This is a genomic window from Caballeronia sp. TF1N1 (genome assembly GCF_022878925.1).
Classification (GTDB): Bacteria; Pseudomonadota; Gammaproteobacteria; order Burkholderiales; family Burkholderiaceae; genus Caballeronia.
On record NZ_CP084626.1, the window covers coordinates 450,500 to 470,811 of the forward strand.

The 20,312-nt window shown below is 63.3% G+C and carries 15 protein-coding genes; 5 read left to right on the forward strand and 10 right to left on the reverse strand.

Annotated elements, in window-relative coordinates; translation table 11 throughout:
* Positions 1-4 precede the first annotated feature (4 nt).
* From LDZ28_RS02135 to LDZ28_RS02155, 5 genes are all read right to left on the reverse strand, one after another.
* The gene (locus tag LDZ28_RS02135) at positions 5-2,155 is read right to left on the reverse strand and encodes a hypothetical protein (protein WP_244827098.1); all 2,151 of its coding nucleotides are present in this window, start codon (positions 2,153-2,155) and stop codon (positions 5-7) included.
* A 14-nt stretch (positions 2,156-2,169) separates the two neighbouring features.
* Positions 2,170-2,928, reverse strand: coding sequence for a PP2C family serine/threonine-protein phosphatase (locus tag LDZ28_RS02140; protein ID WP_244827099.1), 759 nt, complete (start codon positions 2,926-2,928; stop codon positions 2,170-2,172).
* A complete protein-coding gene (locus tag LDZ28_RS02145; protein WP_244827100.1) occupies positions 2,918-3,595 on the reverse strand; it encodes a VWA domain-containing protein in 678 nt (225 codons plus the stop codon). Before LDZ28_RS02145 ends, LDZ28_RS02140 begins: the two co-directional genes overlap by 11 nt.
* Positions 3,596-3,873: 278 nt before the next feature.
* A complete protein-coding gene (locus LDZ28_RS02150) occupies positions 3,874-7,944 on the reverse strand; it encodes a hypothetical protein (protein ID WP_244827101.1) in 4,071 nt (1,356 codons plus the stop codon).
* A 298-nt stretch (positions 7,945-8,242) separates the two neighbouring features.
* Positions 8,243-8,587, reverse strand: a complete 345-nt coding sequence (locus LDZ28_RS02155; RefSeq protein WP_244827102.1) for a hypothetical protein — start codon at positions 8,585-8,587, stop codon at positions 8,243-8,245.
* A gap of 191 nt (positions 8,588-8,778) precedes the next feature.
* Here LDZ28_RS02155 and LDZ28_RS02160 point away from each other — a divergent pair, with 191 nt between their 5' ends.
* The 3 genes from LDZ28_RS02160 to LDZ28_RS02170 are packed head-to-tail and all read left to right on the forward strand — an operon-like array spanning position 8,779 to position 12,081.
* On the forward strand, positions 8,779-10,278 hold the full coding sequence (locus LDZ28_RS02160) for a recombinase family protein (protein WP_244827963.1): 1,500 nt from the start codon (positions 8,779-8,781) through the stop codon (positions 10,276-10,278).
* Positions 10,271-11,185: a ParB/RepB/Spo0J family partition protein gene (locus LDZ28_RS02165; RefSeq protein ID WP_244827103.1), complete on the forward strand. Its 915-nt coding sequence runs from the start codon at positions 10,271-10,273 to the stop codon at positions 11,183-11,185. Before LDZ28_RS02160 ends, LDZ28_RS02165 begins: the two co-directional genes overlap by 8 nt.
* On the forward strand, positions 11,182-12,081 hold the full coding sequence (locus LDZ28_RS02170) for a plasmid partitioning protein RepB C-terminal domain-containing protein (RefSeq protein WP_244827104.1): 900 nt from the start codon (positions 11,182-11,184) through the stop codon (positions 12,079-12,081). The genes LDZ28_RS02165 and LDZ28_RS02170 overlap by 4 nt, the downstream gene beginning before the upstream one ends.
* Before the next feature lie 245 nt (positions 12,082-12,326).
* On the opposite strand, the gene LDZ28_RS02175 is transcribed toward LDZ28_RS02170, so the two are convergent.
* Positions 12,327-12,800 carry a hypothetical protein gene (locus LDZ28_RS02175; RefSeq protein WP_244827105.1) on the reverse strand — a complete coding sequence of 158 codons (474 nt, stop codon included), beginning with the start codon at positions 12,798-12,800 and terminating at the stop codon, positions 12,327-12,329.
* Positions 12,801-12,999: 199 nt separating this feature from the next.
* On the opposite strand from LDZ28_RS02175, the gene LDZ28_RS02180 reads away from it, so the two are divergent.
* Complete coding sequence (locus LDZ28_RS02180; RefSeq protein WP_244827106.1) at positions 13,000-14,157, forward strand: HAMP domain-containing sensor histidine kinase; 1,158 nt, start codon at positions 13,000-13,002, stop codon at positions 14,155-14,157.
* 49 nt (positions 14,158-14,206) lie between these two features.
* Here the strand turns inward: LDZ28_RS02180 and LDZ28_RS02185 are convergent, their stop codons facing one another.
* Entirely contained in the window at positions 14,207-14,695 is a 489-nt protein-coding gene (locus LDZ28_RS02185) for a PleD family two-component system response regulator (protein ID WP_244827107.1), read from the reverse strand.
* A 183-nt stretch (positions 14,696-14,878) separates the two neighbouring features.
* Positions 14,879-15,202 carry a hypothetical protein gene (locus LDZ28_RS02190; protein ID WP_244827108.1) on the reverse strand — a complete coding sequence of 108 codons (324 nt, stop codon included), beginning with the start codon at positions 15,200-15,202 and terminating at the stop codon, positions 14,879-14,881.
* Between the two features lie 261 nt (positions 15,203-15,463).
* Between LDZ28_RS02190 and LDZ28_RS02195 the strand changes: the two genes are divergently transcribed.
* Entirely contained in the window at positions 15,464-15,994 is a 531-nt protein-coding gene (locus LDZ28_RS02195) for a hypothetical protein (RefSeq protein WP_244827109.1), read from the forward strand.
* Between the two features lie 127 nt (positions 15,995-16,121).
* Here the strand turns inward: LDZ28_RS02195 and LDZ28_RS02200 are convergent, their stop codons facing one another.
* Positions 16,122-16,910, reverse strand: coding sequence for a hypothetical protein (locus LDZ28_RS02200; RefSeq protein WP_244827110.1), 789 nt, complete (start codon positions 16,908-16,910; stop codon positions 16,122-16,124).
* Between the two features lie 109 nt (positions 16,911-17,019).
* Complete coding sequence (mobF, locus tag LDZ28_RS02205) at positions 17,020-20,298, reverse strand: MobF family relaxase (RefSeq protein WP_244827111.1); 3,279 nt, start codon at positions 20,296-20,298, stop codon at positions 17,020-17,022.
* Positions 20,299-20,312 lie beyond the last annotated feature (14 nt).

A 20,312-nucleotide genomic window follows, 5' to 3' on the forward strand; every position in this document is an offset into this window, starting at 1 on the left:
TTGCCTATAGATTCCGAGCGCCATCACAGCTTGGAAATCTAGCGCATCCCCAAAATTGGTTCCCCGCGTTCCGGCCTCGACGCGCGGTTTGAAGACGCATAGCCGACGAGCACTTGGGACAAAGCGGAGGTTTGACTGCCTGCGACGCCTGAGCGGGCGCAGGCGTGATTCGAGGCGAGGCCGGCGGGGGCGCCGGCCGCTTCGGGAGGACAATCTCGACAGGTTGCGTCGGCGGAGGCGCGATGCCCAGCTGTTCGCAGTGGCGCCGCGCCGCTTCGCGGTTTTCGAGAGCCTCTTTGAGCGGAGGAAACGCCATCGGGTTGGCCGCGGCGAGCTTCGCCGGCGCCATTTTCAGGTTGGCGAGGCCCGCCCGCAGCTTGCTTTCGATGGCGACGCGTTTTGCCGCCCACGCCGATTTCGCCGCGCTCTCGGCCTGCGCGTCGGAGGCGTCGCGCAGCGTGTTGTATCGAAAGTTTTTCTCGTGGCTCTGGCGCCACGCGAGGAGCTTCGCCGTGTAGGCCTCGCCGAAGCCGGGCACGAGCAAGACCGCTCCGCGCGTGATGTCGTTCGCGGTCTCGATGCCGAAGGACGCCAGCGTCGCCGTTTTGGCTGGCCCAATGCCGGAGATTTTCGCGCGCCGAATCAGGAACCCGTCGAGATAGGCAGCCCGTTGCCGCGACTCGCGCGAGCTCTGCAAATCGGCGAGGGCGCGCGCAAGCTCTTGGTCAAGCGCTCGATGCTGGCCGACGGCGCTTTCGAGGTCTGCCCGCAGGGCCAAGGCGTCCACGTAGCCAATGCGCCTTAGCCAGTCGACGGCGGCGGCTCGCGCCTGCTCGTCGGCGGCGACGAACGCCTTCTTCAACGGCTCAGGGTCGACCTTCGCCGCCGCCGCAGAAATGGCCGCGGCCAAACCGCACGCGAGCCACAAGCCGAACAGCTTCGGCGCGAAGGCCAACGCGATCAAAGCCGGAATGATCCAAAACAAGCGCGCGTTTCTCCGCTTCCGCCGCTCCGCCAAGGCGTCTTGCGCGGTCGGCTTCGAGACGCCCGCGTCGGCGCACGACGAGGGGATGAGATCCTCCGGGCGTGGCAGCGCGAGCGCCTTGAGGGCCGCCCAAACGCCGTCGACGTCGAAATGATTGGCGCCGGATTGCGCCGTCGACGGGAAGGACAAGGCCGGGAACATGTCGATGCCCGACTGGGCGAGCAGCCGGCACCACGGGCACTCGCCGGAGGATCGCGGAAACCAGTGGGCGGGAACCGCCGCGCATTGCCGCAGGTCGCCTTCGAGCCCGTTGAGCAAATTGACCCACTGCGCGGCGGTTGGGCGCTTGGCGGGGTCGCCGCCGAAGGCGGCCTCGAACGCGGCGATCAGCGGAGCCGGAAAGTCTTCAAGCCGGATCGAGCCCGGAGGAGGAATCGTTCGGGTTTGCGCCCGGCGGGCGATCGAAAAGGCGAAGCGGTTTTGCGCGATCGACTCGCCGAGGCTCAGATCGGCGTCCGAGCAGCGGCCGGCATAGGGATGCCGGCCCATTGCCAACATCTGGAAAATCGCGACGGCGAGCCCGAAATGGTCATGCGCCTTCGTCCGCTCGATCTGTCCCAGGCGCGCGCCGTGCAGCTCGGGCGGCGTGAAGTCCTCGGTGCCGACGATGCATCGATGCAGCCGGCCTTGCGCCCGGAACTGGAAGCTGTCGGCGTCGATCAGCGCCACGGTCGCGCTCGTGCTGACCAGCACGCCCGAATGGTTGAAGTCGCCAATGACGCAATCCATGTCATGGACCGCGGCGACGGCGCGCGCGACGTTGGCTGCCGCCCGCGCGAGGAATCGATAGTCCGCGCTCGGAAATTGAATCTTCCGGGACTTCGGCCCATAGAGCTCGTGAATGGGGCGGTGCTTGGACACCAACCGCATGACGAAGCCGGCGAAGCGCCCCGACTCGTCGGCGGCGATTTCCAGCGGAAAGGCGACCAGGCTCGTTCGCTCCGACAGCCGGCTCCCCACCATCGCCGCCACTTTGTCCTCGCGAGGCGCGCGCAGGTCGCTCTTGTAGAGCTTGACGGCCTCGCCCGGGCGGCCTTCGATGAAATAGACGTCGCCCTCGCCGCCGCGGCCTAGCAGGCCGCCGAGCCGCGCTCTCTTTCCCGAAATCAAGACAGACGGCGCGCTCATAGGCGTGAAAGGAGGACCAAGGTTTTGTCGTCGTCGGTCCGATCGCAAATCGCTTTGCCGTCGAGGTAGCGGCCCAGCGCTCCCGACAAGGCGCCAAGGCGGCCTCGCTCGCTCGCTTGGTCAATCGGCCGCAGCATCGGCTCAAAGAAGCGCGGCGAGGGCGCAAGCGTCGCTTGCTCCAACGCCAGCGACTCGATGCCGTCGGAGAACAATGCGAAAGCGTCGCGCCCCGCGTCGATCCGCCGGGCGCGCAGGCGCGCTTCGGGGTCGTCCGTCACGAAGAACGTCGTCGAAGCGAACTCGCCGCTCTCGGGGGCCGACACGGTCTCCCACTGGCCGCCTGATCGGGCGACCACGGCGCCGTCGCCGATGTGCAGGCACAACGCCTCGTCGCCGCTGGTCGCCAGCAGAACCAGCGTCGCGGCCAACTGCCTTCGGTCGATATTCCTGTTCGAGGCGGCGCGCCCCAAACGGTCGCGCAACTCGTCGATCCAGTTCACGGCTTGGTCGTCGCTTGGCAGGCGCTCGCTGCGCTCAAACCATTCGCGGAACCGGCAAGACAGAACGCGGCAAACCAGCGAGGCGCCTTCTCCGCCATGGCTCGCGCTGCCCGCGCCGTCGGAGACGACGGCGACAAGCGAGCCGCGAGCGGACGCGGAGACGCTGAAGGCGTCTTGCTTGCGCGTCCCATGCCGAACATGCGACGTGCCGACACGCGACGCGGCGGCCCAGCGCCAGCGCGGGTCAGCCCGCAACGGCCCACCCGTCCGGCGCGGTCGGATTGGCGAGCGGCACGGGGTCGCCGGGGCTGGACCGAGACACGGAGCCCAAGGACGCCGACAGCCACGAGAAGAACTCGCGGAACGCGAGGCCTCTGAGCTTCAAAGGCTGGCGCACGGCGATCTGGGAGAGCAGGGCCATGTCGGCCTGCTCGACGCCGACCGCGTAGAACATGAATTCCTTGCGTTCTTCGCCCACGCGCACTTGCTGGGCGGCTTCCTCCCAACGGTCCGTCGGAGCGCCGTCCGTGAAGAGGAACACCCACGGGCGGTAATACTTCACGCCGTTCGAACGGTAGCGGTCTTTGCGCTCGCGCAAAAGTTGAAGGGCTTGCGTGATCGCCTCGCCCATGGGCGTCGATCCGTTCGCCTCGTAGGCCTCCGGGAAGAAGCCGTCCATCGTGGCGAAGTCATGCCGAACCGCGACCGGCCCGAACGTGACGATCGCCACTTCGACACGCTTGGCCGCCATGGAGTCCGCATACAGCTCGTCTTTGAAGAGAGACAGCGCCTCGTTGAGCTGGCGAATCGGCTCGCCCCTCATCGAAGCCGACGTGTCCAGAAGCAGAATGCATGGACAGCGAGGCTCGGGGTTCTCCAAAAGCTCCGCGTCGACGAACGGTTGCTGCTCGAACTCTTCCATGGGCCCTCTCCGTTATTTTTAAAGTCGGACAATTCCAGCAGGCAGAGTATAAAAGGGCTTTTGGGCGCCGAAAAGGAGTGTGCGCCGAAACGACAAATCATCGGATCGTCGCAGAGCTTCGCCGCAATAGGAGCAGCGCGCCACGCCGCATGGCAATGGAATAGAACCACCTGTCGCCTCAAGCGACACCTTTCCAACACAAGTCCCAGAGAGAGCCGAATCGGTAAGTGGCGGACGACTGAGGCAAGCCAGGGGTGGGCGCAATGCACTCAATGCAGTCACCATGGAACTCGCGCTGCATGCGCTTTCATCGATTTGCGCAGCTCGTCGCGAAGCTCGCGCCCGGCCGCAATGCCCGTGGCGGCTTCGGCGGCGTTGAACAGCTTGAGCAGCTGCTCCGGCGCGTTCGTCGCGCTCTCGATTGCGTCATGAAGAAGCGGCAGGACGATCCTTGGCGATTTAAGCAACGCGGGCGTGGACCCATGCTGACGCCACATGGATGCAAAGTGTCTAGCGATAGGCGGAAGCATCGCATCGAACGTTAATTGGCCGCCGGACTTTAGAAGCCATGTCAACGCGACGCCCTGACAGCGCGTGGTCATAGCGGGCTCCCGATTGAAGCCGACCAGCAATCGGAAGGCGGCGCCTAGTCTGTCCACGAAGCCCGCGTTGCGATTGAAGAAAATCGTTTTCGCCATCTGTCCGTCGATCGCGAAGGCGCTGAGGGCGCGCTGGGCCTCCGCATGAAGATGTCGCCCGTCAGGGCTCCCGCCGAGGTCTTCGGCCCAGCTCTCAGCCAGTGAACGCGGCGAGCCGCCATTGAGCTCGCGAAGCCACAGCGCGGCTATAAACACGGCTTCAGTGCCCAACGGAGTTGTCCGGTCGAGATCGTCGATCGATCCGGTGTAGGGCGTCAGAGGACTAGCACCGCTTTTCTTCTGAGCAAGGGAGATCCAATGCGCGCGGCTCAGCCCCATCAACATCGTCGCCAGATCTTCCAAGCGACCGCTCTTGACCGCTTCGTTGCAGCGGATGGCCCAATATTGAAAGCTCGCGGCGGCAATCTTGGTGTCCTCAACGCGCGCTCGCAGGGAATTGGTTTCAGCGCTGGAAACGCCGAGAAGGGAAGCAATTTCAAGCAACATCGCGGCGGCCACGTCGAAGGGGTTGTTGGGCAGCTGCGCGATACTCTTGTCTCGATCCGGATTGCTGCATTGCCCGAAGGCAGGCTGAGCAGGGACTTCGGCGAAGCCTGTTCGCAGCTGCGCAAGCATCCAAAAGATGATATGGCCGCCCAGTTTTTTGGCTGCGAAAAGCGCGAACTCGTCGCTTGGATTGAAGTCATTGCGCAAGGCCTCAAGCCCCGCATGTGCCAGCGCGATCGTCTTACCCCAAGCGCCATTGTTGAACGCGCAATAAGCGGCGTCGAACCAGGCGCCTCCGGCTGTGGCGCGCAACTCCATTTGATGTGCAAGGTCGCCCGCAGCTTCAAACCAAGCAGAAGCGCTCTCGTGATCGGCGATGAGGCCGGACGCTATGCCCGCTTTGCGCAACATGTAGGGATCGCGAATGCCATTGTCAATGGCCGAAGTGGGGCGCCACAGGGACTTCCGCCAGCATCTAAGCGCATCCGGATATCGCTTGCGGTAAAAAAGCGCATTCCCTTCTTGCGCAGTTAGAACGGGCGACTCCCCGAAACGCGCGACCGCGTCGTCAAGACAGGCGATAGCATCGTCGTGGTTGTCCAAGTGCTCGTCATAAATGAGGGCGAGGACCCGAGCTGCGGAAGTTCCAAGCCCAGCGCAGTCCCACGCGGTGGCGAGCTCGATCATTCTGCGCAATGTCGTCACGGCGAAATCCCAGCGCGGTGTCTCGCGTTCCGCCTCTGCGAGCCACGGTCGATTCACAAACAACTGGTTTTGACGGACGAACGGAATGTCGAAGGCCTTGAGCATCCGATTTCGCGCGGGCGGGTCAACCTGTTCCAAAGCCGTTAGCAGTTCATGCTGAAAGTCAACCGTGTTACATCGCGCCTGCATGAACATAAAGAGGGTGGCGACCAAGTCGTCGCCTTCATGCCCCTCCACTGACAAGTCGACAGGCAGTCCTCGACGGGCCTCTGCCGGAACCATATCTTCAAGCAGAATCAGCTCTTCGAGCGCCTGAATAAGCGTCGACGCTTGAAGGAAACCTTCGGTTGACGATGCGATCGAAAAGGACCTTAGCAGCCGGCTGCCGTCGCGCATTGGCCCGGCGGGCAGACGGGCGATCTCTTCTCCCCATTCGAAAGCGATCTCGGCAAGTTGACCAACATCTTGCTGTTGCGCAATCCGGAACTGCAGCAACTTTAAAAGGACAAGGCTTCGGCCGCTGAAACGCGGCAGGGCTTTGGTTTTTGTTCCGCGCGCGATGAGCAACGCGGGCGCGATCCATTCGTAGACAATCTCGCGCGATCTGCCTTCCTCGCTGACAAGTCCCACTAAGCAGTGGGCGAAGCGCGCATCGTCGGCGCTTTGGAAGGCATGCATGAACATCGGAAGCGCTTGGTCGACGCTGAGCTTGCGCTTGCGTGCAATCGCGTCGAAAAGGCATGCGTGCGCTCGTTCGATCTTCTCTGGGGGCCACGCAGAAGTCGCTTGTCCGGTTAGGAGCGCTGTCACTTGATAGGAGCCTGCGCCTCGCGGTTCGATCCAACGACCCGCGAGCCGGTCCAAGGCGTCGCCCGGCGCTGAAAGACCGGCCAGTTCATGGCCAATGGCGAGCACCATGTCGCGGTCGAGGGGAGCCATGGCGAGGCTCATTGCGTAGAGCAAATCCCGATCTTGATCAGGCAGCGTTCTTGATGCCTCTTGACGCGCGTATTGTTTGGCCTCGGAGATGCTCCTAGGCGGCTTATCCAGTGTCGTCACAGTCGGCGGCGGCCAACCTTCATCGCGAAGCTCGAGCCCGCGCAAGTGAACCAGTTTGGGATGGCCGCCGCCCGTTTGAGCCAAGATCATCGAAGCCCAAACGTCACGCAATTTGAAGGGGCATCCAAGGGATGCCGCGAAATCTGCAATCTCCTCCCGTGCCAAGTCAGGCACGTCATGTAAAGCGATTGCCGTGGTGCGCACTCTCGGATCGACCAACTCCGGATTGACGCCTCGCGCCGTGAGAATAAGCACATGTCCGCGAGCTGAACACTCGCCGATGATTGCGCTCAGGCGCGTCCAGAGGCCTTGCTCCATGCCGCTCGCGACGGGAAGGTCGTCGAGAACGACGACTTTGGGCGTGTCGGTGGCCCGCAGTTGCACTAGCAGCCGCTCCAATGTCGTCGACAGAGAGGCGCGATCGAGCGCTGACAGGTCCAACCAAAAATCGGCTTGGTCCAGCGTTCGGCAAACAAGGTTGGCAAGGGTGGTTTTGCCTCGACCCTCAGACCCGACGATCAAAGCAGCGCTGCCGTTACGCAGCGACTCCGCAATGGCTCCGACGAGCGGCATCCTCGGCAACGTGAAGGCTGGCAGCGGCGGCGGCCCGATTCCGAGGGGTGCAGGCTCAAACGCCATGACGCCGCCAGCGAGCGACTGGCTACTTGGCGAATACAAGGCATTGCCCAACTTCGCGAGCACGGCGTTCGTCATTGGCACATTGAGGCTTGTCTTAGCCTCGAAGGCCAATTGCCTGTCTTCAACGGTCAAGCTGCGCAAATGCGGATGGGGTCTAGCCGCCCTTTCGCGACAGAAAGCGAGCAGGCCGTCAACCGCCGCCACTGACGCAATGGCGGAAATTTCCAGAGTGGCTCCCAGCTGAATGGCGAGTCGCTCGACGCTCAGTCGAACTGCTTCGGTGTCGGGTTCGTCAGTGATCCAATAAATGCAAGCGAATAACTGGCTACGCAACTCGGCGGCGCTTGCCGTGGCGAGAAAATGATTGAGCGCGGACGTTTCGAAACTCTGATTGAAGAAGCGACCCACGGCGAGCGCCGCGTCGTCGTCGCCGGTAGCGGCTCGCCGCCAGGCTTCAATGCCTTTCTCATCGCCGAATGGCCTCGACCTCTCGAAGCAGATGCTGCCGCGCGTGAGAAACCGCATCGTCAACGTTGACCGGTCAGGATTTCGCTCGCGCAACAACCAAAAATTTTCGATCGCCTCGCGGACATCCGAAGAGCCCAATGAAATATCCTTTGCTGAGCTCTTTACCTGCGTGGCTTCCGCGCTTCGCTCATCGACGAGGTCGAAGTCTTCGGCGCATTCAAGAAACAAGGTTTGGCCTTCGGTTAGCCGCATCCATGCTTCGACCGATCGCCAGATTTGGTAATCGTAGCCGCGCAGGGAGGCAATCGCTTGGCGCGCGGGGTCGCCCGTCAAAGGAGTATGCGACGATGGGCTCTGAGAGCTCACAGACCAGAATCCTTTGCCATGAGACTATTCGTGCTTTGCTGAATGCAGAGCGCCCGTTCTTTGACGCGCGCCGCGCGAAATGCTCTGAGCCAAGTCGTTGCCTCACATGTAATTGCAATTTCCAGCCTAGAAGCTTCGCTTGTCGACCAGCCGGGATCGAGACTCCGCACAAGTAAGGGGGCGATGATCATTGAAACCGGTTGATTCTACGCGGAGCTCGCAAGACTGCATATTGGTGCGAGTGAGTGCCGCAATTGAAGCGCATTCAGCCTGCGCGCGATGTCAGAAGGTCTAGCGCTTCCCTGAGCAGCCCCACCGAGGCATTCACGTTCGGCGCAAGCTCTTCTGCGCGCTCCGACATCGAAAGATACGCAGAGTGCACCGCCGCCGAGTGCCGAGCCAAGGCGACGAGGTGCGGCCCGCTGGGCCCTCGGGTCCCTGAAAGCCAGTCTTGGACCGTGCGCTCGCTCGCCCCTGTCCATCGCGACAACTTCTTCGCCGCGTGGCGCGAATCGCGCAGCTCCGAGGCCAGCGCCAGAGCGATGAGGGCGGGATATTGCGCGCTGATTTCGCTCGCGCCGCGCAAGTTCTTGCGGGGTTTCGGCAACATTTTTCGGGCCTCCACAACTAAGATCGTCAAACGCAAAGCTTGAAAGAGGAGCGGGGCCGCTCGCCGACGAAAGGCGCGCCGAGCTCGCGCTCGACGCAACGCCGTCCGCCGGAGGGCTCGTGGCAAGATCGACGCGCGCAATCGAAAGCCAAACCGCGAGCCGCGAAGGGCGGGCGGCGGCGTATGTGCGCATGTCGACCGACTTGCAGCAATACTCGACGCATAACCAACTCGACGTCATTCGCGCGTTCGCCGAGACGCGCGGACTTCAAATCGTTCGCGTGTATGCCGACGAGGGGAAAAGCGGGCTCCTTCTCGACGGCCGCGATTCACTGCAACAATTGCTGAGGGACGTCGAGTCGGGGAAAGCCGATTACTCGGCCGTCCTCGTCTACGACGTCAGCCGCTGGGGCCGGTTCCAAGATCCGGACGAGAGCGCGATTTGCGAAATCCGATGCAAGAAAGCGGGCGTCAAGGTGCTCTACTGCGCCGAGCAATTCGAGAACGACGGCACGCCGGTGTCGAGCATCATCAAGGCCGTCAAAAGAAGCATGGCGGGCGAATACAGCCGCGAGCTCAGCGTCAAAGTGCACGCCGGCCAATCGCGCCAAATACGGATGGGTCGACGCCAGGGCGGCCCGGCCGGCTACGGCTTGCGTCGAACATTAATTGACGAATCCGGCGCTGTCAAAGGCGAGTTATCCCGCGGCGATCGCAAGTCGTTGCAAAGCCAACGCGTGATCCTGACGTTGGGCCCCGCCGAGGAGGTGGAGATGGTGCGAGGCATCTACCGCGCCTTCGTCGACGAGGGGAGAAGCGAGGCGGAGATCGCAGGACAGCTCAACGAGCGCGGCGTCGCGACCGACCTTGGGCGCCCGTGGACGCGGGGAACCGTCCATCAGATTTTGGTGAACGACAAATACGCCGGCGACAACGTGTGGAACCGCGTGTCGTTCAAACTCAAACAGCAGCGAGTGAGCAACCCGCCCGCCGCGTGGGTGCGCAAGGAAGGCGCGTTCGCCGCGATTGTTGATCGAATCACCTTCGCGGCGGCTCGGCAAATCATCTTGGCGCGGTCCTGCCGTATGACGGACAACGACATGCTGAACGCGCTTCGCGGGGTGCTTTCGCGGCGCGGGTATCTTTCCGGGATCGTCATCGACGAGGCGTCCGGCTGCCCGTCAAGCAGCGCCTACGCGAGCCGCTTTGGAAGCTTGTTGCGAACTTACAGCCTGATCGGCTACTCGCCGCTGCGCAATTACCAATACGTGGAGATCAACCGGGCGCTGCGCGCGCTGCATCCGGAGATCGTCTCGCAAGCCGAGGCGGCCATGCGCGGGGTCGGCGCGCGAGTCGAGCGCGACGCCGCGACGGGACTGTTGCTGGTCAACGAAGAGCTCAAAGTCTCGCTCGCGCTGTCTCGATGCCAGCGCACGCCAAGCGGCCACAATCGTTGGGTGGTCCGTTTCGACAACGCCTTGAGCCCCGACATCACGGTCGCCGTGCGCATGGAGCCGGACGCGAAGTCGATCCGCGACTACTACTTGTTGCCGGCGATCGACGCCTCCACAAGCTTGGTGCGGCTCGGCGACCACAATCACTTTGCCATCGAAGCCTACCGTTGCGACGACCTTGGGGGCCTGTCTCGCCTCGCGCGCCGCACGGCCCTCAGGAGGATTCGCTATGAATGACCGAGCAAACCGCGTAGTGGCGGGCCTGTCGCGCGACGAAGAGATCACCTTGATTCCCGTCGAGCGGCTGCGAGTGCTGAATCCTCGAACCCGCAACCCCTATTTTTTCTCGCAGCTCGTCGAGAGCATTGCCTCGGTCGGCCTCAAGCGACCCATCACGGTCGCCCGCGGCGGGCACGACGCCGACGGCGAGTGGCACGAAGTCTTGTGCGGGCAAGGGCGGCTCGAGGCGCTCAAAGCGCTCGGCGAAACGGCCATTCCCTGCTGCGTCGTCGAGGCCAGCCAAGTCGATCGGTATCTGATCACGCTGGCCGAGAACATCGCTCGTCGCCGGCATTCGACCGAGGAGCTGCTCAGCGGGCTGCGCGCTCTGCGAGACAAGGGCTACTCGACCACGGAGATCGCCAAGAAGACCAACCTCGACGACGCTTACATCAACGGCATCTTGCAACTGCTGGACAAAGGCGAGCAGCGGTTGATCCAAGCGGTCGAAATGCGCGTCATGCCGCTGTGGCTCGCCATAGAAGTCGCTCGCGCCTCCGGCGAGGAGACCCAGGCGGCGATGGTCGCCGCCTACGAAAACAAGACGCTGACCGGCGAACAGCTGCTGCGCGTGAGGCGGATTCTCACCAAGCGCGAGGCGGTGGGAAAGAAGCTGCATGGCCGATCCCAGACGCGCGACAAGCCGACGCCGCAAAACCTCTTGCGCACTTACAAGAACGAGGTGACCCGTCAGCGATACATCGTGCGCAACGCCAACTTGCAGGGCGAGCGGCTGCTCATCATCACATCCGCTTTGAGAAAGTGCTTGGAGGACGAACACTTTAGAACGCTCCTGCGCGCAGAGGGCGTCAACGATGTTCCAGAGGCCGTCGCCTCGCGCATTCCAATGGAGTTGATGCCATGAGCAACGTGAAGCATGGGTTTGAGAAGAAGGTGGTCGAGATTCCGATAGAAAAGATCTTGTCCGGCGCGAAGCTCGCCCGCCACGCGCTCAACAGCACCAAGTTCCGAACGATTGTCGGGTCCGTGGCCGAGCTTGGGGTCATCGAGCCCCTGGCGGTGTTCCCCTCGTCTCGCAGCCCCGGCAACTTCGACCTTTTGGACGGGCGCCTCCGCTTGGAGGCGTTGAAGCAACTCGGGCGCGCCACGGCGCCCTGCATGGTCTCGACTGACGACGAGGGCTTCACGTTCAACCGCCACATCACTCGCTTGTCGGCGGTTCAAGAGCACCGGATGATCCGCGCGGCGCTTGCCAAGGGGGCCTCGGAGCGGCGAATCGCCGAGGCGCTTCGAATGGACGTGAGCAAAATCCGAGAGCGCGCCTCCTTGCTGGACGGAATCGCGCCCGAGGCTGCCTCGCTTTTAAAGAACCAACAGGTGATCCCGAAAATATTCACCCTTCTCAAAAAGATGAAGCCGTTCCGGCAGATCGAGGCGGCTGAAATGATGCTGGCGGCAAACAAGTTCACGTCGACTTACGCGGAGATGATATTGGCCACCACGCGGGCCGATGGGCTCGTGGACGGCGCCAAGCCGAAGAAAAAAGGCGCGATATCCGCGGAAGACCTCGCCAAGCTGGAAGCGGAAATGGAGCGGCTGCGCCAAGACTGCCATGTGGTGGAGGAGGAGATTGGCGACACCATGATTTCTTTGGTTGTCGCAAAAAGCTTTGTGGCCCGCTTGCTGCGAAACGAAACGATTCACGCGCACTTGCAGCGGCATCACTCGGAGTCGCTGCTGAGCCTTGTCACCACCTTGGAGGCCATCGCGGCGGACAATCGAGCGGGCGAGAGCGAGTGAGCCGAGGCCCCACGCCCGAGCTGGATCGAGGAATTTCCGGCTTCGCCAGCCGCAATTGTCATGTGAAGGATTGGATCGCTTGCACGACAATGCCGCTCCGGCTGCCGCCGTCGGCGGTTGCGTCGCGCAAGGGACCAAGCTGTCGTGCTCAAATTGTCCGCTGGCCGCAGGGGAGAGCGATGTGGCGCCGCCTTTAGCATGTCTGGCCGCGCAGAAATGCGCGTCCTCGCGGGCTTGCAGCCCTTCTACGCTTGACGGCGCAGCGAGAACAGTTCGGCAAGCGTAAGTCCAGAACCAAGCCGTCGCTCTATTCGCTCGAACGCCCGAGCCACGACGTCGAGTCGCGTCTCGCGCAACTGGCGATCATGCTCGTTTATCACGGTTGTCGCGCAGGCGAATTTCTCCGCGTCCAATCCCCAGCCACTAAGATTGCCTGCCGCTAGCACGCCGGAAAGCGCGTCTTCGGCGGCGAGAAGCGCCTCCTCTTCGATCTCGCCATGGCCGGCTGCGGCGATGAGGCCCGTCAGGGCGACGGCCTGCGCCAGGCATCGCAACGTGGCCGCGTCGCCTTGGCCGGCGCGCGCGACTTCCAAGGCCATCCTGACTTGAACAGCGATTTGCGCGACCGAGTCGCGGTCGAGCGGAAGGTAGAGAACCTTTTTGTGTCTCGCCGCCTTCGCGACGCTGCGGATGGGCTTGCGCGATTTCGATTTGGGCATGACGGTTACGGTGTTTGCGGCTATCGGCGCGAGCCGCAATGCGTTTTGGGCTGGCGGCGACGTCGCGACAAAAAGTCGACGTCGCGCCGGTTCTCTTGGACAGCTTTCGCGCCGACCAAAGTCGCGGTAGCATCGCGGCTGAGCGCAAGCGGCGAGCCAGCCAAGGCCCAGCCCCACGCGCAATCTCGCGAATCTTCCAATGAAAAACAAGAACGCGCCGGGCGAAGGGCCGCCCAAGGACCCCGCTATTGAAGCGGAGACGGACGCGCTCGCGCAGCTTGTCGACGCCATCTTCCGCCGGATGCCGCAGGCGCTCGCGGCCGTCGTCGCTTCGCCCGCAAGCGGGCCCTGGCGCGCAATCGCCGCTCGGGGCCGCCAAGAATCTTCTTTCGCCGCCGGGCAGAGCTTGGAGCAGCCCGAGAACGCGTGGATGCGCGAGCTCGGCGAGCCTGCGATCGACCCGCCGCCGCCGGAAAACGGCGCGCTTCGGCTGCGCCAGCCCATCACGCTGCGCGACGGAAGCTTTTTCGGCAACCTGTGCCTTGTGGCCTCTCGCGCAGATTCGGTCGCCGACGCCGGGCTTCGCGACGCGGCGGGAGTCTTCGCGGAGCTCGCGGCTCTTTTGATCGCGCAATCGCGGCGCAGCGCGGAAGCGGAGGCGAGGTTGGGCAACGAGGCGGCCGCCGCCGAGCAGCGGGAGCGCTTTGTCGCCGTCCTCGCGCATGATCTGCGCACTCCGTTGTCCACCGTGCGCGCCTTGGGCGAGACTCTCTCGATCGCGCCCGAGCGCGCGAACTTGCCCCGGATCGCGAAAATTCTCTTGGCCGCTGTCGCGCGCATGGCTTCGCTAATCGACGGCGTGCTGGATTTGGCGCGGGCTCGGCTCGGCGGCGGAATCACGATGCGCTGGCAAAGCTGCCCGGATCTCGCCGAGCGGCTTTCGCAGGTCGTCGAAGAAGTCAGGGAGGCGCGTCCCGGCCAACAGATCGACAGCCAAATCCGCATTGCTCGCGCAATTGACTGCGACCCGACGCGATTGCAGCAGCTTCTCGGCAATTTGCTGGACAACGCTCTGACGCACGGCGCCAGAGATCGCCCTGTTTCGATCGTCGCCGAAACAAGCGAATCGGAGCTTGAAATTCGCGTCGCGAACGAGGGCGCAGAGTTGGACCAGGAGACGCGCGAGCGAATTTTCGAGCCGTTCTGGCGGCCCAAAGGCGCGAAGCGCCCAGACGGCTTGGGGCTCGGGCTGTTCATCGTCGAACACATCGCGACTCGGCATGGCGGCTCCATCCGCGTGGACTCAAAAGACGGGTCCACGATTTTCGTGTTCTCGATGCCCGTCTCGCGAGCCTAAGCGTTTCGCGTCTCGCCCAGCCGCGCGGACTCCGAGTGGAGCGCCACGGTTATTTTCCGGCCACAGCGGCTTGCTTCCACCCTCGGCGCGCCTTGGCCCATTCTCGGGCGTCGGGACAAACGAGATCAATGATGGCGACCAGCTCGGGCGGCGAGATCGGCTTGCCGGCGAAGGCGTCGAAGCCGACGGAAATCGCTTCCGCGCGAATTTCCGACGCGTCCAAGGCTGTGTGGGCGATCAGAGCCGCGTCATGGCGAAGAAGCGAGCGCATGCGCCGGCCGATTTCAATTCCGTGCACGTCGGGCAGGGAGATGTCCAAGATGACGACGTGGGGCCGCCACGACTCGAAGAGCCGCAGCGCTTGCTCTCCGTTGAACGCGCTGCGCGCCTCGAAACATTTGAGCTCCAAGACGGCCACGAGGCTTTCGGCGATGTCTTCATAATCGTCGACCACCAGCACGCGACGCCTGTCGATCGCGGGGCGAGTTTCGCTTGACCACCTTTCAAAGCGGCCGATCACTTTCACCTGCGCGTCCATGGCGATTTCTCTTTCGGGCCGCTCGGGGATCGCTCGGCAAGATGGGCTCAGATCGCAACAACTGGGCCGCATTGTGTCTCGATTTTGTCGGGCGCGCCACAGAAAATGTTTGCGCAGCGCGGGGTCCGCGACGCATAGGGGAGACGCAAGCGCCGTCGGCGAAAGGCTTGCGCAGGAAAAAGCTTAGGCGTCGCGGCTCGCGACCAATTCGTCGATCGCGCCCTTGGCCGCCTCCACGGCCTCGATCGCCGCGCCGAAGGTTTGAAACTTTTGCGCGCCGGAGCAGCCCGCGGCGGCTAGCCGGTTTTCAAGGCCCACCGCTTCGCTGGCGCGGCCGCCTTCGACAAAAAGAGAGAACGAGCCGGCTTTGTTGGGCGAGACGCGAATCAAAAAGCCGTGGCGCGCTTCGCGGTATTCGATCGACGAAGCCGCTTGGTCGGAGACGCTCCCAGCCTGAGGCCAAGACTTCATTCCTGGCGCCGGCTCGGCCGCGTGTTCTTGGCTCAAAGGACGAGCGCGCCGAAGCAGGCGGGCTGCGGCGCGCCGAAAAGCAGTGGAGCACATGGTTCTCTCTTTTCTTTTTAATTGGTCGGTGAAATTTCTGGCGCCAAAAAATCCCCGCGGCGCGCTCTCAATGCTCTCGCGAAACGCGCCCGCGAGAAAGTGTGTTTTCGCACCCGAGTCGGCGACTAGAGCCAACGCTCAAACGCGCAAGGCGAGCGCAAAGACGCGCGAGTCGAGTCGCCTCGATTAAAGAAGCCGCCGCGCTTGCCGACACTCAAGGAATGCGCGCGCTTCCTCCATGCCCGAGCCATCGAAAAGCATTCAACGAACATGAACGAGTCGAACTTTGATCCGCCGGCGCTGCTCGCCGAGCTGCGCGGCGCCCGGGCGTTCGCGGAGCAATCCGCGCGCGAGCTTCGCGCGGCGGAGCTGAAAATAGAGGATCTGCGGAACGAAGCGCTCGCGGCGCTTCGAGCGGCCAAGGAGCGCTCTTCGCCCAGCGCGCAGCGCGCGGGGAAGTTGGAAGAGGCGGTCAAACGCCTCGTTTTGCCGCGGTTTCAATCAGCGTCCGCAGCCCTTCGCGAGTGCGCGCGGGCGGCGGAAAAACTTGAGTCGGTCGTCCAAGACGCGGACGCGAGCGGCCAGCGGTCCGGCGCGGCGGAGGCGGCGAGGCTCTTGCGAAATCACGCGGAATCGCTCGGGGCATTGCGCCAGCTCGCGCAGGCGGCGGCGAGGAACAATCGGGAGACGATCGCAAGTTTGCTCGAAGCTCGCGCAGCGGCCGCTCTAATGTGAGTCGTCGGCTTTATTGACTCGTCGGTCTTTTCGATCTCTTTTTTTGCTATACACCTGACGCACCCTTGACAGGTGAAAAACCATCGGGTGCGCGAACGCGCAAAAACGTGGGGCAAGCGCGCTGTCGTCAAGCGAGAAACGAACCGACGACCGTTTTTGTTTTCCCCTCCTTGTCGAGCGAGCGCGCGGCCACTTGCCATGATCCGCCCGGCAATAGGTTGCACAGAAACAAGTGCGTGTCGAACGAATCGAGCCGTGAGATTGGATCGTCCCACTCAATAAGTTCGACGCGGACAAGCGCGGGCGCGGGCATTTGTCGTTTTTCGGCATTGGACGCCGCGACAAGTTGGCAGCTAAAGTCCATTGAGACGAATGGGCCCGAAGCGCGCGTTTTAGCTTGCCAAACGGCGCGCGCTTGAATGGATTTGCGCCTGATTCCGTCCGGCATTGCAGACGCCGCGTCCAGCCAATCTTTGAGCGATATAGGCGAACTTTCGCGTTCCTGGTCATCAGTTGCGTCGCCGAAACCATTCGCCGCGGCGTCGGCCATCATTCCTCGCATCTCTTCGGCAATCACGCCAGCGCGCTCGACATCAGCAAGAATTTTGCGAGCGCTCTGCTCGCTGCTTTCACGGCAAGCGGCCACGGCGGAATGAAGGCGGCGCTCCATTAGGTCCATCGCAGACAGCGTTTCTGTTCGGGACTCGCGCATCTCGCGCGCCGCATCGATCTCGCTCGCCGGAACGAAAATCGGCGTGGACGCCAGTTCGATGGCCCGGTCAATCGCGTCAGTCGGAGTGGCGATGCCAGGCGACGCCGCAACTAGCGCTTGCAGCTTTTCCTTCCTCTTCGGCGTCAGCCAGAAGCTGACTTGTCGTTGGTTCCATCGATTGCCCGGTGTTGGCTCGCTTGACATTTCTCCTCCGTCTTCATGCGGCGATCTCGGGGGCGCCGCTCGGCGTAACGTGACCTACTAAGAGCGGCTCGAGAGCCACGCATCTCTGCGAACTGCGTTTTCTCGGCGACTATTGGCGCAAATGCTGGCTGCCGTCGCGCTCCCGGTCGCGCCTTCGGCGTGGCTTCGCGCCCATAAGCCGCTGAAGTCTTCTGCGCGCGTTGGCGGAGAGAGGCGCCACTGTGACAGGTTTGTGCTCAGGAGGGCGGCGATCGGTGGATATCGGACGCGCCACGGCGTTCGCGCCGCGAAGCATCGGCGCTTGGCCGCCGGCTCTCTCTAAGGACGTTGTTTCAGCCGGACTTTTCATCGGCGGAGGATACGGTCGCGAGTGGGGCTCGGGTTTTCGCGGGCCGTCGGCCTCCGTCAATGTTGCGTCCCGGAAATCGAGCGTCGTTCCTTTCGCTCGACTTTTGCTCATGCGGCGCGCAAGCGCTTCGACGATCTGCTCACGGCTAAGCGCGCCTTGCTGATTGGCTTGCGCGGCAGCCAAGTGCGAATCGGGATCGAACGCCCCGACGGCTGCCGCGTCGACATAGAGCGTGGTCGCAAAGCGCGAGCGGCTTGCGGCGACATACGACCACTCGCGATCCACGGCGGCCGGGTTGACGACGACGTGCGCGCTGTCAACCGTTTGCCCTTGGCTCTTGAAATTTGTCAGGCAGTAGGAGTGATCCAGCCAACCGAACGACGCGGGCACAGCGACAAGCCCTTTCCCTTCACCGCTCGCGACGTTGGCGGCGTCGAGTTCGACGAGCAGCTCGGGCTCAACCTTGCCGAGCTCTCCTCCAACATTCACTGCAACGATGGTTCCAACGACGCCATTCGTCACGCCGAGCGCTCGATCATTTTTCGTGAAGACGATGCGGTCGCCTGGCGCAAAGCGTTTGCTCTGCGGCTCCGCTTCACGGACATTGACGAGGACGTCGACGCCCAATTCATCTTTGACAAGGCGCTGCTCGGTGAGCGTGGCCCGCGCCATCGCGTTCAGCGCGGCGACTTCCGCGCGAGTGGCGGCGATCATGATCTTTGCCGGCAATTGCGTCCGGTCAGCCGCCCAGCGTTCGACCGCCCCTCGCATGGCCGGCGTGGCCGCGACTTGGCCGCTTGCGTCGACGCCGACGGTTGCTTCGACTTCGTTGCCGGTTGGCTGAGCGCCCACTCCGTGAATATGAAGCCGACCGCGCTGGTCGAGCAGTCGCAACGCTGAGAGCGCTGCGCCCTGGGCGATTTCCGAGACGGCTTCGCGAAGCCATTCATGGTCAAACCGATCACGCCAGCGGGCGAAACCGCGCGCGAGTTTTGGCGAGCTCGCGCACAGCTTCTCCGCTGCGGCAACGCGCGCGTCTTCCGGCGCATCGCGCAGCGTTGCGATTTGCTCCTTCGTGATGCTTTGGCCGGCTCTCGATTGATCGGCAAGCCACTCGACGAGCGGTTCGAAGGCGGTTTTTTGTCGCTGAATCCTTGATATTTCGGCTCCTTCGTGCAGGCGAAGCAGCGAGGCGAATATGCCGCCGCCCTCAATCGGCTGCAATTGCTTGGGATCGCCGACGCAGACGAGCTTGGCGCCGGCCGCCAAGACAACATCTTGCAATGCGGAGAACTCGGGGGAGCCAACCATCCCGGCTTCGTCCAAGACCACGATTGAGCGCCGATTGAGGGGCGTTCGGCCGGAGCGCGCCGCGAGCAGCAAGCTTGCCAACGTTCGAGATTTCGCGCCGGTTTCTTTCGCGAGATTGCGCGCTGCCGAGGCCGAGGCGCAGCAGCCCATCACCGAAAATCCCGCCGCCACATAAGCGCGTGTCGCTGCGCGAAGCATCGTCGTTTTACCGGTTCCAGCCCAACCGACCACGAACGCGTGCCGGCCGGTCTCGCAAGCGACGTGGCGCGCCGCGGCGCGTTGTTGATCCAGAGAAACTGGCACACCAAGTTGTTCGCGCAGAGCGCCTTCGAGCGCGTTGAACTCCTGGTCGACAAGCGCCGGGTCAATCGCGTGATCACGATTTCCTTCCCCTTGGCTCACGCGCAAATCGATGGTCGCCTCAAGGGCTTGCCGCTCTTTGGAGGCGAAGATCTCGGTCAGGCTGGCAGTCGCGCCCAGCCTCGCCACAGAGTCGGAAGCCATCAAGCTGTCGAGCTCTTCGAGGCATCTCGCGGCAGGCCATCTGCCCATCGCGCGAGCGCATATCGCCGCGAGCGCCTCTTGGCGAGTGGCGCAAGATTTCCCGGACATTAGCTCGCCGAGCAGCTCTTCGCGATCGATGGCGAACGAGGCGTTGTTGTCGGCGGCCAATGACTCCGTCACGGACGAGCATTGGCGAAGCTCGTTGGGCGCTGCGCTTTTGCGCTTTGCGTCAGCCATGTTGGCCCTCGCAAGGACCGCGAGCGGCGCGAGACCCGAGCGCATGCGAGCCACCGCCTCGGCGTCGAGGCCGACGCGCTCCGCTTGCTTTTTGAAGCTTTGGAGCAGTTCGGGCAAAGGGGGCTCCGCTTTGCCCGCGCGCGTGTTGAGCGCTGCGAGCCCCTTTGCGGCGGCGGTGTGATCGCCGGCCGAATGTTGGTCCAGATGCTCGCGAATTTGGCGGCTTCGCGTCGAGAGCGCTTCGCGTTGCGCCTCCGAAACGCCGGCGAGTTTGAAGTAAGGCCCGTCGGGCACAACCGAGAAACCAAGCTCGCGCATTCGCCAGGCAAGCTCCGCGCGAAAAATGGCTCCCGTCGCGAGCTTTCGCTCGAACTGGGGGCGCAGCTCCAACGCGCTCCATTCGCTCGACCGCTGGCGTTTGCCGACGTTCAGCAAAAAACCGTGAACATGGAGCTGAGGGTCCATGCAGCGGCTGGCGAAATGGACGTGGCACGCCGCGAGAGTGGCGTCCGCTTCGCGCTGGACGCGGCCGCCTTTCTCGTGCCGCGTGAGCGCTCCCGACTCGGCGTAGCGCAAGGCCGCGATCGAGGCGGCCTTCAACGCGGCGACGATTTCGCTTTGAGTTTGCGGGTCAGCGGCGGCGAAAGCGGCGGACACGTCCTTCGGAGCGGAGAAGGTCATGTCCAATCCCATCACGTGCCCCGGCCCCGCTCCTTGAACCAGCGGCTCTCCGGTGAGCGGGTGGAAGCCGCGCGCCAAGCGCTCGACATGCTCGGGCTCCGGCGTGTCGCCCAATCCAAGGAGGCGAGCTCCGTTGCCCGTCCAAAACGGAAGAGGGTGGCCCAGCTCCGCTGAGCTGCGCAGGTAATCAGAGAATTCGCTTCGCTCTCGCGTCGACGGGCTTTGAAGGTAAAAGAGATAACCGTCGCCGGTCGCGGCCGAGCGCGCTTGGCGCCGCTCCGAATTTATTTTGGCAAGAGAGAGCATGGCGGGGAGCGGCG

Coding starts and splice junctions, on each gene's coding strand:
- LDZ28_RS02145 (WP_244827100.1), bottom strand. CDS start 3,595: ATGGAAGAGTTCGAGCAGCAACCGTTCGTCGACGCGGAGCTTTTGGAG.
- LDZ28_RS02155 (WP_244827102.1), bottom strand. CDS start 8,587: ATGTTGCCGAAACCCCGCAAGAACTTGCGCGGCGCGAGCGAAATCAGC.
- LDZ28_RS02160 (WP_244827963.1), top strand. CDS start 8,779: ATGTCGACCGACTTGCAGCAATACTCGACGCATAACCAACTCGACGTC.
- LDZ28_RS02165 (WP_244827103.1), top strand. CDS start 10,271: ATGAATGACCGAGCAAACCGCGTAGTGGCGGGCCTGTCGCGCGACGAA.
- LDZ28_RS02170 (WP_244827104.1), top strand. CDS start 11,182: ATGAGCAACGTGAAGCATGGGTTTGAGAAGAAGGTGGTCGAGATTCCG.
- LDZ28_RS02175 (WP_244827105.1), bottom strand. CDS start 12,800: ATGCCCAAATCGAAATCGCGCAAGCCCATCCGCAGCGTCGCGAAGGCG.
- LDZ28_RS02180 (WP_244827106.1), top strand. CDS start 13,000: ATGAAAAACAAGAACGCGCCGGGCGAAGGGCCGCCCAAGGACCCCGCT.
- LDZ28_RS02185 (WP_244827107.1), bottom strand. CDS start 14,695: ATGGACGCGCAGGTGAAAGTGATCGGCCGCTTTGAAAGGTGGTCAAGC.
- LDZ28_RS02200 (WP_244827110.1), bottom strand. CDS start 16,910: ATGTCAAGCGAGCCAACACCGGGCAATCGATGGAACCAACGACAAGTC.
- mobF (WP_244827111.1), bottom strand. CDS start 20,298: ATGCTCTCTCTTGCCAAAATAAATTCGGAGCGGCGCCAAGCGCGCTCG.